The sequence below is a fragment of the Streptomyces sp. NPDC017943 genome, assembly GCF_044328425.1.
GTDB lineage: Bacteria > Actinomycetota > Actinomycetes > Streptomycetales > Streptomycetaceae > Streptomyces > Streptomyces djakartensis_A.
The window spans coordinates 112,906-125,277 of sequence record NZ_JBIRHH010000004.1 but is presented as its reverse complement, the minus strand read 5'-3'; the positions used below and the strand labels follow the sequence as shown (position 1 = coordinate 125,277).

Here is a 12,372-nt window from a genome sequence, read left to right as displayed (position 1 = left end):
TGCGCGGCACGGGCGCGTGCGATCTCGTTCCCGGCGGCCACAATGGGGGCGTGAGTAACGCCAGCCAGTCATCCCTGCCCCCGCTGCCCGCCGCCGACCGGCCCGATGTCGCCGCCCGGCTCCGGGACGCCCTGCTCGCGGTCTCCTTCACCGCCGACGGTCTGCTCGACCTGCTCGGGGCCCCCGCGTATGCGGCGCTGGCCCGCAGCGAGACCGTGCCCGCGCTGCGGGCGACCCGCGGGGACACGCCCCTGGAACTGCTCGTCCGGCTGTTCCTGCTCCAGCAGCCCGTGCCGCACGCGCGCGTGGCGGAGGTGCTGCCCGTGGACGCCTGCCTGGAGAGCGGCTGGCTGGCACGGGCGGGCGAGGGCGAGCTGACCGCCACGGTGGACGTACGGCCCTACGGTGGTCCCGGCGGCGAGGACTGGTTCATCGTGTCGGACCTGGGCTGCGCGGTCGGCGGCGCCGGCGGCATCGGACGCCGGGACGAAGGAGTCGTCCTCGGCGTCGGCGGCGCCTCCACGACCCTCGCCGGCATCACCGTCCGTACACCCGTGGACTCCGCGCTCGACCTCGGCACCGGCTCCGGCATCCAGGCGCTGCACGCCGCGCAGCACGCCACGCGCGTGACGGCCACCGACCTGAACCCGCGCGCCCTGCACATCACCGCGCTCACGCTGGCGCTGTCCGGCGCCCCGGCCGCCGATCTGCGCGAGGGCTCGCTCTTCACACCCGTCAGGGACGGCGAGAAGTACGACCTGATCGTCTCGAACCCGCCGTTCGTGATCTCGCCCGCCGCCCGGCTCACCTACCGCGACGGCGGGATGGGCGGGGACGATCTGTGCCGCACGCTCGTTCAGGAGGCGGGGGAGCGGCTGACCGTAGGCGGGTTCGCGCAGTTCCTCGCCAACTGGCAGCACGTGGAAGGGGAGGACTGGCAGGACAGGCTCAGGTCGTGGGTGCCGCGCGGCTGCGACGCATGGATCGTGCAGCGCGAGGTGCAGGACGTCCACCAGTACGCCGAGCTGTGGCTGCGGGACGCCGGTGACCACCAGGGCGACCCGGCGGAGTACCAGGCGCGGTACGACGCGTGGCTCGACGAGTTCGAGGCACGCAAGGTGAAGGCCGTCGGCTTCGGCTGGATCACCCTGCGCAGGACGGACGCCGCCGTGCCCTCGGTGACGGTCGAGGAGTGGCCGCACCCGGTCGAGCAGCCGCTGGGCGACACCATCCGCCACCACTTCGACCGGCTCGACTTCCTGCGCGGCCATGACGACGCCGCGCTCCTGGCCGCGCACTTCCGGCTCGCCGCCGAGGTGGTGCAGGAGCAGGTCGGGCTGCCCGGCGCGGAGGACCCCGAGCACGTCGTGCTGCGCCAGAACCGCGGCATGCGCCGGGCCGCCCGGGTGGACACCGTCGGGGCGGGCTTCGCGGGGGTGTGCGACGGCTCGATGAGCGCCGGCGTCATCCTGGACGCGATCGCCCAGCTGCTCGGCGAGGACCCGGTGCTGCTGCGCGACCGCACCCCGGCCCAGATCCGGCTGCTGGTCGAGCAGGGCTTCCTGGAGCCGGCCCGCTGACCCGTGGCCGACGGCCCTGTGACCACTGACCCCGTGACCGCCGACCCGTGGCCGACGGCCGTCCGGCCCGGGCTCGAGGCGTGCGCTGCCGGTCCGGCCGGTCCGGCCGTGCGGCTCGCCCTCGCCAACGAACGCGCCGACCCGCGCGCCAACAAATTCGAGTCGAATTGAACACCCTCCCCGGGACGGGCGGCGAGGGTGTCAGGTCCTCGGCCGCGCCCACGCGCCGCCCCGGCGTTCACCTCGGGTTCGCCTCCCCGCCGCCCACGCGTGACAGCCTCCCGGGGCTGGGCACGGGTGGGTGGGAGAAAAGGGGCGCGGCGAGCCATGGAGAGCGAACCGGCGATCTTCGCGGGAGCGGTGTTCTCCCTGTTCGGGGGCGGACTGCTGGCGTGGACGGTGGCGTGCGTGCGCCAGGAACGGCCCGTCGCGGAAGGTGTGAGGCCGGTCGCATCGGCGGCCGTGGCGGGCGTGGTCGCGGTGCTCGCGCTGGCCGCCGGAACCTGGTGCTTCACCCGCCTCTGAAAGGCGGCCGGGCCGGACGCCCGCCCTTGATCGGGGAGCCGGCGCTCCGCCCGGGACCGGGTCCGGGCCCCGCACTCCGGGCGGCAGGAATGGTGGTAGTCGGGTTACCGTTCGAGTGGCCGTTGCGGGCTTTTCCCGTTTGACACGGGGGCGGGATGTACCGTCACACTCCGCAGCGTCACCATCCACCCAGCCCCGGTACACGACTCCGGGGAGGCCCCAGCGTCGACCGGAGAGAAGAGCGAAGTTGTCCCCGACCAGCGAGACCGCGAAGGGCGGCCGCCGACTCGTCATCGTCGAGTCGCCTGCCAAGGCGAAGACGATCAAGGGCTATCTCGGCCCCGGCTACATCGTCGAGGCGAGCGTCGGGCACATCCGTGACCTTCCCAACGGCGCCGCCGAGGTGCCCGAGAAGTACACCGGTGAGGTCCGCCGCCTCGGTGTGGACGTCGAACACGACTTCGCGCCGATCTATGTGGTCAACGCCGACAAGAAGGCGCAGGTCAAGAAGCTCAAGGACCTGCTGAAGGAATCCGACGAGCTCTTCCTCGCCACCGATGAGGACCGCGAGGGCGAGGCCATCGCCTGGCACCTCCAGGAAGTGCTCAAGCCCAAGGTCCCGGTCAAGCGGATGGTCTTCCACGAGATCACCAAGGCCGCGATCCAGGCCGCCGTGGCCAACCCGCGCCAGCTCAACCAGCGGCTCGTCGACGCCCAGGAGACCCGCCGCATCCTCGACCGCCTCTACGGCTACGAGGTCTCGCCGGTCCTGTGGAAGAAGGTCATGCCGCGGCTGTCCGCGGGCCGTGTCCAGTCCGTCGCCACCCGGCTCGTGGTGGAGCGGGAACGCGAGCGCATCGCCTTCCGTTCGGCTGAGTACTGGGACCTGACGGGCACCTTCGCGACCGGCCGCGCCGGAGACCCGTCGGACCCGTCGTCGCTGGTCGCGCGCCTGCAGACCGTCGACGGCAGGCGGGTCGCGCAGGGCCGCGACTTCGACTCCCTCGGACAGCTGAAGAGCGCGAACACCCTCCACCTGGACGAGGCGAACGCCCGCGCGCTGGCCGCCGCCCTGGAGCAGACGCGGTTCGCCGTCCGCTCCGTCGAGTCCAAGCCCTACCGCCGCTCGCCGTACGCCCCGTTCCGTACGACGACGCTGCAGCAGGAGGCGAGCCGCAAGCTCGGCTTCGGCGCGAAGGCCACGATGCAGGTCGCGCAGAAGCTGTACGAGAACGGCTACATCACCTACATGCGTACGGACTCCACGACGCTGAGCGACACGGCGGTCGCCGCCGCCCGCGCCCAGGTCACGCAGCTGTACGGCGCCGACTACCTGCCGCCGCAGCCGAGGACGTACGCCGGGAAGGTCAAGAACGCGCAGGAGGCGCACGAGGCGATCCGCCCCTCGGGCGACCGCTTCCGCACCCCCGCCGAGACCGGACTGACCGGTGACCAGTTCAAGCTCTACGAGCTGATCTGGAAGCGAACCGTCGCCTCCCAGATGAAGGACGCCACCGGCAACAGCGTCACCGTCAAGATCGGCGGCACCGCCTCCGACGGGCGGGACGTCGAGTTCAGCGCGTCCGGCAAGACGATCACCTTCCACGGCTTCCTGAAGGCCTACGTCGAGGGCGCCGACGACCCGAACGCCGAGCTGGACGACCGCGAGCGCCGGCTGCCGCAGGTCTCCGAGGGCGACGCCCTGACCGCCGAGGAGATCACGGTCGACGGGCACGCCACCAAGCCCCCGGCCCGCTACACCGAGGCGTCCCTGGTCAAGGAGCTGGAGGAGCGCGAGATCGGCCGCCCGTCGACCTACGCGTCGATCATCGGCACGATCCTCGACCGCGGCTACGTGTTCAAGAAGGGCACGGCGCTGGTGCCGTCCTTCCTGTCCTTCGCCGTGGTCAACCTCCTGGAGAAGCACTTCGGGCGGCTCGTCGACTACGACTTCACCGCCAAGATGGAGGACGACCTCGACCGCATCGCCCGCGGTGAGGCGCAGTCCGTGCCGTGGCTGAAGCGGTTCTACTTCGGCGAGGGCACGGTCACCGGTGCCGCCGCCGACGCCGGCAACGGCGACGGGGACCACCTCGGTGGCCTGAAGGAACTGGTCACGGACCTGGGCGCGATCGACGCGCGCGAGGTGTCCTCGTTCCCGGTGGGCAACGACATCGTCCTGCGGGTCGGCCGCTACGGGCCGTACATCGAGCGCGGCGAGAAGGACACCGAGCAGCACCAGCGCGCCGACATCCCCGAGGACCTGGCGCCCGACGAGCTGACGGTCGAGCTGGCCGAGGAACTGCTCGCCAAGCCGAGCGGTGACTACGAGCTGGGCACCGACCCCGCCACCGGCCACACGATCGTCGCCAAGGACGGCCGCTACGGCCCGTACGTGACGGAGATCCTCCCCGAGGGCACCCCGAAGACGGGCAAGAACGCGGTCAAGCCGCGCACGGCGTCCCTGTTCAAGACGATGTCCCTGGACACGGTGACCCTCGACGACGCCCTGCGGCTGATGTCGCTGCCGCGCGTCGTCGGCACCGACGCCGAGGGCCAGGAGATCACCGCGCAGAACGGCCGCTACGGCCCGTACCTGAAGAAGGGGACGGACTCGCGTTCGCTGCAGGCCGAGGAGCAGCTCTTCACCATCACGCTGGAGGAGGCGCTGGCGATCTACGCCCAGCCCAAGCAGCGTGGCCGGGCCGCGGCCAAGCCGCCGCTGAAGGAGCTGGGCACGGACCCGGTGAGCGAGAAGCCGGTCGTGGTCAAGGACGGCCGCTTCGGCCCGTACGTCACCGACGGGGAGACCAACGCGACCCTGCGCTCCGGCGACAGCGTCGAGGAGATCACCCCGGAGCGCGGCTACGAGCTGCTCGCCGAGAAGCGGGCCAAGGGACCGGCGAAGAAGACCGCGAAGAAGGCGGCCAAGAAGGCCCCGGCGAAGAAGGCCACGACCAAGAAGACCGCGGCGAAGAAGACCACGTCCGCGAAGAAGACGACGGCGAAGAAGACGACGGCCGCCAAGACGACCGCCGCGAAGAAGACGGCCGCCAGGACGGCGTCCGCCGCGAACCCGGCCGACGACTGAGGACGTTGGGCCTGTCGTGAAGAGAGTGTGAGAACCCTCCGGGGATCCGGGCGCCAAGGCCCGGGTCTTCGCCCCGGGTTCGGAATGCGAACGCCCCGGCAACACTTCGGTGTCGGGGCGTGCGCATGCCAGACCGGGCGGCCCGTGGTGTCGGTGGCTCCCGATAGGCTGAACGCATGACGCGAGCCGACGAACCGACGGCCCCTCAGCCGGCCCCCGACGACGCACTGGTCACGGACTCCCGTGAGCGCGCCGTCCGCGCCCTGCTGCGACGTCCGCAGTTGAGGCGGTTGTGGAGCGCCCAGCTCGTGGGCGGTGTGGGAGACACGCTCGCCCTCCTCGTCCTGGTCCTGCTCATGGTCCAGGCGGCTGTCGCCGAGGGCTCGTTCGGCGGCGGGTATCGAGGTGTGGCGTTCGCAGTGGCGATCGTCTTCGGGGTGCGCATCCTCGCGACGCTGCTGTTCGGAGCCGTGCTGCTCGGGCCGCTCACCGCGCTCACCTCGCAGGACGGCCCGCTCGACCGCCGCTGGACCATGGTCGGCGCGGACGGACTGCGCGCGGCGCTGCTCATCGTCGCGCCCCTGTGGATCGACTGGGCGCCCGGCAACGCGCCCGCCCTGCTGCTCGTCACCGTGTTCGTCGCCGGTGTCGCCGAGCGGTTCTGGACGGTGTGCCGGGAGAGCGCGGCCCCCGCCCTGCTGCCCGCCCCGCCTCCCGAGGGCGCCACGGTCCGGCCGCTGCCCGACAACATGGACGCCCTGCGCCGCCTGTCGCTGCGCACCGGCTTCGTGGCGATCCCCCTCGGCGCCCTCGTGCTCGTCGTCGCGTCCCTGTTCAACAACGCGCTGGGCGCCGGCATCGACTGGTTCGGCCGGCACCAAGCGGCCCTCGCCTCCTACGTGGCGGCCGGGCTGTTCGCCGCGTCGCTGTCCGTGCTGACCTTCCTGGAGCTGCCCGGCACGCGCACCCCGCGCGCGCGGTCGCCGCTGGAGGGCCTGCGCCGCCCGAGGACCGGCACCGGCGCCGACAAGGGCCGCACCGGCGCGACGCCGCTGCTCGTCGTGGCCTGCGCGGCCGTCGCCGCCGCCGTCTCGGCCGCCGTCGCCGTGGCCGTGCTGCACGCCAGGGACCTGGGTGGCGGCCCGGTGCTGTACGGACTGTTCGTGGGCGTGCTCACCGGCGGTGTCGTCGTCGGCATCCGCACCGCCCCGGCCCTGCTGCCCGCGCTGTCGCGGCGCCGGCTGCTGGCGCTGACCGTCGCCTTCACCGGTGTGGCGCTGCTGGCCGCCGGGCTCGTCCCGGACGTCACCACCGTGCTGCTCATCCTGGCACTGGCCGGGACCGGGGCGGGCATGTCCGCCAACATCGGGCACACGCTGCTCGACCAGGAGACCGAGGAGTACCGCCGTCCCCGGACGACGGAGCACCTGCACGCGGTCGTCCGGGTGAGCGTGGCGCTCGGCGCCCTCGTCGCCCCGCTCGTGGCGGCGGGGATCGGGCCGCACCGCCTGGAGAGCGGCAAGTTCGTCTTCGCCCACGGGGGCGCGGCCTTCACCCTGATGCTGGCCGGCGCCCTGCTGCTGCCCGTCGCCGCGCTGGTGCTGGCCAAGGTCGACGACCGTTCCGGTGTGCCGCTGCGGCAGGACCTGAAGGACGCCCTGCTCCGCGGCGACGACCCGGACCAGGCACCCGCCGCCGGGGGCTTCTTCATCGCCCTGGAGGGCGGTGACGGCGCCGGCAAGTCCACGCAGGCCGAGGCCCTCGCCGAGTGGATCCGCGGCAAGGGCCACGAGGTCGTGCTCACCCGCGAGCCGGGGGCGACGCCCGTGGGGAAGCGGCTGCGGTCGATCCTGCTGGACGTGTCGAGCGCGGGCCTGTCCCACCGCGCGGAGGCCCTGCTGTACGCCGCCGACCGGGCCGAACACATCGACACCGTCGTACGGCCCGCCCTGGAGCGCGGTGCGGTCGTCATCTCCGACCGGTACATCGACTCCTCGGTGGCCTACCAGGGCGCGGGCCGCGACCTGTCGCCGACCGAGATCGCCCGCATTAACCGCTGGGCGACGAACGGACTCGTGCCGCACCTGACCGTGCTGCTGGACGTCGCGCCGGAGACCGCCCGCGAGCGGTTCACCGAGGCGCCCGACCGCCTGGAGTCGGAGCCCGCCGAGTTCCACGCGCGCGTGCGCGCCGGTTTCCTCACCCTGGCCGCCGCGGACGCCGGGCGGTACCTGGTCGTGGACGCCGGGCAGGAGCCCGAGGCCGTCACGACCGTCATCCGCCACCGGCTCGACCAGGTGCTGCCGCTGTCCGAGGCCGAGATCAAGGCCCAGGAGGAGGCGCGCAGGAAGGCCGAGGAGGAGGCCCGCCGCAAGGCCGAGGAAGAGGCCGCCCGCAAGGCCGAGGAGGAGCGCCTGGAGCGCGAGCGCCAGGAGCAGCTGGCCAAACTGCGCGCCGAGGAGGAGGAGCGCAAGCGCCGCGAGCTGGAGGAGGCGCAGCGCCGCGAGGCCGAACGGCAGGCCGAGGAGGCCCGGCGCCGGGCCGAGGAGGCGCGCAGGAAGGCCGAGGAGGAGCGGGCACGCCTGCTCGCGGAGGAGAAGGCCCGCGCCGAGGAGGAGGCCCGCCGCAAGGCCGAGGAGGAGCGCCGCCGCAAGCAGGCCGAGGAGGAGGCACGGCTGCGTGCCGAGGCCGAGGCGCTGCGCCTGGAGAAGCAGCGCAAGGCCGAGCAGGCACTGCTGCGGGCCGAGGAGGCGCGGCGCCTCGCGGAGGCGGCGGCAGCCGCCGCCGAGGCCGGTCCCAGGACCACCGAGCGCGGGCCCGCCGCCGCGGCGGCGGGCCAGGACGCGGCGACCGTGCCGACGCCCGTGGTGACGCCCGGCGGCGGGACGGACGACACGACGGTGCTGCGCCCCGTGCGGGACGAGAGCACCGCCGACCGCGGCGCGCGCCGGACGCCCGGGGCGTCCGCGGCGGGGACGCCGGCGTCCGGTGCCTCCGGCGCGTCCGAGTCCGAGGTGACGGCCGAGCTGCCGCTGCCGCCCGCTCCGCAGGATGCCGAGGAGACGGCGGTGCTGCCTCCGGTCCGCCCGGGGGACGCGGAGGAGACGGCGGTACTGCCGCCGGTCCGGCCGGACGCCGAGGAGACGGCGGTGCTGCCGCCCGTGTCCGGTGACGGACCGGAGGACCGGGTGCCGCCCGGGTACTTCCGCGACGAGGCCGCCCGGCCCGACGACCGCGAGGACCGTACGCGCGAGCTGCCCCAGGTCGACGCGGAGGGCGCGCCGCGTCGCCGCCGGTCCGACTGGGCCGAGGAGACACCGCTGGACGACCTGCCGTCGCTGGCGGACGAACTGCTCGGACCGCACGAGGACGAGCCGGACGAGGGCCGGGGCCGCCGGGGCCGGGGCGGCCGCGGCCGTTGATGCCTCCGCGGCGGCTGAGGCCTCCGGCGGTTCCGGTGGCTCGCTGCCGCCGGCGGGCCTGGGGTGGCGGTCGGGCGGGCCGGGGTGGCGGTCGGCGTGCCGTCGTCGGCCGGGATGTGCAGAGGCTTGGGCCGTGACCACGCCCGACGTCTCGGGCGTGGCCCTGCCGCTAGGCCGGCTCGCTGCGCTCCCCGCGCGTTCGTTCGGCCGTCCGGCACGGTGAGGGCCGGGCTCGTGCCGGTGGCGCGGCCGGGCCGGGGCGGTTGATGGATGTGCGACGCGACCCGTAAGCGGTCTCCTACGCGACGCGGCCTGGGGCCGACCGGTCTGGGCCGACCCGACCCGATACCGCCTGGCCCGTGCGCCGGGCGGGTCCCCGCCCGGCCCGTCCCGCACCCGGCGGCGGCACCTGCGACGCCCCGTCCGCCGCTGTCAGTGGCCGCCCCCACAATGGACCTGGCAACGCGCAACGTGACGGAAGGGCGGCGTGACCCATGACCGTGTGGGACGACCTCGTCGGGCAGGAGAGGGTGAGCGAGCAGCTGGCCGCCGCCGCCCGGGACGCCGACGCCCTGGTCACGGCGGCCGCCACCGACGCCCCGCCGCCGGAGGCGTCGAAGATGACACACGCCTGGCTGTTCACCGGCCCGCCCGGAGCCGGGCGCAACCAGGCGGCGCGGGCCTTCGCGGCGGCCCTGCAGTGCGTCAGCCCCGACCGTGCGCTCGGCGGCTCCCCGGGCTGCGGATTCTGCGACGGCTGCCACACCGCTCTGATCGGCACGCACGCCGACGTCACCACCGTCGCGGCGGTCGGCACGCAGATCCTCGCCGACGACATGCGCGACACCGTCCGCAAGTCGTTCACCTCGCCGGCCAACGGACGCTGGCAGATCATCCTCGTCGAGGACGCCGAGCGGCTGAACGAGAAGTCGGCCAACGCCGTCCTCAAGGCCGTGGAGGAGCCCGCCCCCCGCACGGTCTGGCTGCTGTGCGCCCCCTCCATCGAGGACGTCCTGCCGACCATCCGCTCGCGCTGCCGCCACCTGAACCTGAGCACGCCGTCGGTGGACGCCGTCGCCGACATGCTGGTCCGCCGGGAGGGCATCGAACCGCCCGTGGCCGCCGCGGTGGCCCGCGCCACCCAGGGGCACGTCGACCGGGCCCGCCGCCTGGCCACCGACCCGGCCGCCCGGGAGCGGCGCGCCACCGTGCTGCGCCTGCCGCTGCGCGTCGAGGACGTCGGCGGAGCGCTGAAGGCCGCGCAGGAGCTGGTCGACGCGGCCGCCGAGGACGCCAAGCAGCTTGCGGAGGAGACCGACGCCAAGGAGACCGAGGAACTGAAGGCCGCTCTCGGCGCGGCGCAGGGTGGCCGCATGCCGCGTGGCACGGCGGGGGTGATGAAGGACCTGGAGGACAAGCAGAAGCGCCGCAGGACGCGTACCCAGCGCGACAGTCTCGACCTCGCGCTGACCGACCTCACCTCCTTCTACCGTGACGTGCTGGCGCTCCAGCTCGGCTCGCGCGTGGCCATCGCCAACGCCGACGCCGAGGAGGCCCTGGAGCGGCTCGCCCGCGGCAGCACCGCCGAGTCCACGCTCCGGCGGATCGAGGCCATCGGGGCATGCCGGGACGCCCTCGACCGGAACGTGGCGCCCCTGCTCGCGGTCGAGGCGATGACCATGGCACTCAGAGCGGGCTGAAGGCGGTAGGAAGGCGGTAGGACGGAGGACTCCGGAGGCCGCCGGAGGGCCCGGCGGGTTGACGACGTCACTCGTCCGAGGCGACGCCCCGCACGCAGGGCATCTGGAGCGTCGCGCAGAGTTACGCTCGCGGAATGTACACATGGCGCCCCCCACGCACCGCCACCGCCGCCCGCTCCCGCGGCGGCCACCGCAGGATCCGGAGCCGGGCCAGGACGGCGGCGGGCCTGCTCGCCACGGCCGCGCTGCTGGTCTCCGCCTGCTCCTCCGGCAGCTCGACGTCCACCGCGTCGGCGGCGGGGGGCACCGCCGCCCTGGCCGCCCTGCCGGAGGCCATCCCGGCGGCCCTCGCGTCGTACTACCGGCAGAAGCCGGCCTGGCGCGGCTGCGGCGTCCCCGGCTTCGAGTGCGCCACGGTCAAGGCGCCCCTCGACTACGCCGAGCCGTCCGGGGGCGACGTGAAGCTCGCCGTCGCCCGCAAGAAGGCCACGGGGCCGGGCACACGGCTGGGCTCCCTGCTCGTCAACCCCGGCGGGCCGGGTGGCTCGGCGATCGGCTACGTGCAGCAGTACGCCGGCATCGGCTACCCGGCCGAGGTGCGGGCCCGCTACGACATGGTCGCGGTCGACCCGCGCGGCGTGGCCCGCAGCGAACCCGTCACCTGCCTGGACGGGCCGGGCATGGACAGGTACACGCAGACGGACTCCACGCCGGACGACGTCAAGGAGACGGACGGGCTGGTCGCGGCCTACCGGACGTTCGCCGAGGGGTGCGGGGCGGACGCGCCGCGGCTGCTGCGCCATGTGTCCACCGTCGAGGCGGCCCGGGACATGGACATCGTCCGGGCGGCACTCGGCGACCGGAAGCTGAACTTCGTCGGGGCCTCCTACGGCACCTTCCTCGGAGCGACGTACGCCGGGCTCTTCCCGAAGCGGGCGGGGCGGCTGGTGCTGGACGGCGCGATGGACCCGTCGCTGCCGGCGCGGCGGCTGAACCTGGAGCAGACGGCGGGCTTCGACACGGCGTTCCGCTCCTTCGCCCGGGACTGCGTCCGGCGGTCGGACTGCCCGCTGGGCGGTGCGGGCACCAAGCCCGAGGAGGTCGGCAGGAAGCTCAAGGCCTTCTTCACCGAGCTGGACCGGCGGCCCGCCCCCACCGGTGACGCCGACGGACGCCGGCTCACCGAGTCGCTCGCCACCACCGGCGTGATCGCGGCGATGTACGACGAGGGGGCCTGGGAGCAACTGCGCGAGGTGCTGACCTCGGCGATGAAGGAGAACGACGGCTCGGGGCTCCTCGCCCTCTCCGACAGCTACTACGAGCGGGACGCCGACGGCGCCTACAGCAACCTGATGTTCGCCAACGCCGCGGTGAACTGCCTGGATCTGCCGGCCGCCTTCGAGACCCCCGACCAGGTGCGCAGGGCGCTGCCCGGGTTCGAGAAGGCGTCGCCCGTGTTCGGCGAGGGCCTGGCGTGGGCCTCCCTGAACTGCGCGTACTGGCCGGTCGGCGCGACGGGTGAGCCGCACCGCATCGAGGCCAAGGGCGCGGCCCCCATCCTGGTGGTCGGCACCACCCGCGACCCGGCGACGCCCTACCGCTGGGCGCGGTCCCTGGCCGGCCAGCTCTCCTCGGCTCGCCTGCTCACCTACGAGGGCGACGGCCACACGGCCTACGGGCGCGGCAGCTCCTGCATCGACCGGACGATCAACGCCTACCTGCTGCGCGGCACCCCGCCGCCGGACGGAAAGCGCTGCTCATAGCGCTGCTCCCGGCCCCGGAAGCCCTGCCTCCGGGGCTGGTGCGGAGCACTCTCGGAAACTGTGTAGACTTACCGTCGTTGCTGATCGCACCATAGTGCGGACAGCGCGCCGCCTTAGCTCAGATGGCCAGAGCAACGCACTCGTAATGCGTAGGTCTCGGGTTCGAATCCCGAAGGCGGCTCTCTCCAAGCCCAGCTCAGACAGTGTCTGAGCTGGGCTTTTTCGTTCAGCCGAGGCGACGCTGTCGCCCTGGTGAAGGTGCGGTCACCTCGGATGGCCTTCGTGCGGCGG

General features: G+C 73.8%; 6 protein-coding genes and 1 tRNA gene. All 7 read left to right on the top strand.

The features are described 5' to 3' along the window. The first annotated feature begins 50 nt into the window (after nt 1-50). The 7 genes from ACH4C6_RS14025 to ACH4C6_RS13995 all read left to right on the top strand — a co-directional run bounded on the left by ACH4C6_RS14025 (nt 51) and on the right by ACH4C6_RS13995 (nt 12,262). The gene (locus ACH4C6_RS14025; protein ID WP_398108826.1) at nt 51-1,580 is read left to right on the top strand and encodes a methyltransferase; all 1,530 of its coding nucleotides are present in this window, start codon (nt 51-53) and stop codon (nt 1,578-1,580) included. Between the two features lie 327 nt (nt 1,581-1,907). After that, nucleotides 1,908-2,105, top strand: a complete 198-nt coding sequence (locus tag ACH4C6_RS14020) for a hypothetical protein (RefSeq protein WP_333932242.1) — start codon at nt 1,908-1,910, stop codon at nt 2,103-2,105. Nucleotides 2,106-2,352: 247 nt separating this feature from the next. After that, nucleotides 2,353-5,196, top strand: coding sequence for a type I DNA topoisomerase (gene topA / locus ACH4C6_RS14015; RefSeq protein ID WP_398108825.1), 2,844 nt, complete (start codon nt 2,353-2,355; stop codon nt 5,194-5,196). Between the two features lie 176 nt (nt 5,197-5,372). Beyond that, nucleotides 5,373-8,618: a dTMP kinase gene (gene tmk, locus ACH4C6_RS14010; RefSeq protein WP_398108824.1), complete on the top strand. Its 3,246-nt coding sequence runs from the start codon at nt 5,373-5,375 to the stop codon at nt 8,616-8,618. Nucleotides 8,619-9,112: 494 nt separating this feature from the next. Further along, the gene (locus ACH4C6_RS14005) at nt 9,113-10,318 is read left to right on the top strand and encodes a DNA polymerase III subunit delta' (protein ID WP_398108823.1); all 1,206 of its coding nucleotides are present in this window, start codon (nt 9,113-9,115) and stop codon (nt 10,316-10,318) included. A 134-nt stretch (nt 10,319-10,452) separates the two neighbouring features. Then, complete coding sequence (locus ACH4C6_RS14000) at nt 10,453-12,081, top strand: alpha/beta hydrolase (RefSeq protein ID WP_398108822.1); 1,629 nt, start codon at nt 10,453-10,455, stop codon at nt 12,079-12,081. A 107-nt stretch (nt 12,082-12,188) separates the two neighbouring features. Next, nucleotides 12,189-12,262, top strand: a tRNA-Thr gene (locus ACH4C6_RS13995). Nucleotides 12,263-12,372: the final 110 nt, after the last annotated feature.

What these genes read in the sequence shown, in the direction of transcription:
- ACH4C6_RS14020 (WP_333932242.1), top strand. Translation starts at nt 1,908, where the DNA reads ATGGAGAGCGAACCGGCGATCTTCGCGGGAGCGGTGTTCTCCCTGTTC.
- tmk (WP_398108824.1), top strand. Translation starts at nt 5,373, where the DNA reads ATGACGCGAGCCGACGAACCGACGGCCCCTCAGCCGGCCCCCGACGAC.
- ACH4C6_RS14005 (WP_398108823.1), top strand. Translation starts at nt 9,113, where the DNA reads ATGACCGTGTGGGACGACCTCGTCGGGCAGGAGAGGGTGAGCGAGCAG.
- ACH4C6_RS14000 (WP_398108822.1), top strand. Translation starts at nt 10,453, where the DNA reads ATGTACACATGGCGCCCCCCACGCACCGCCACCGCCGCCCGCTCCCGC.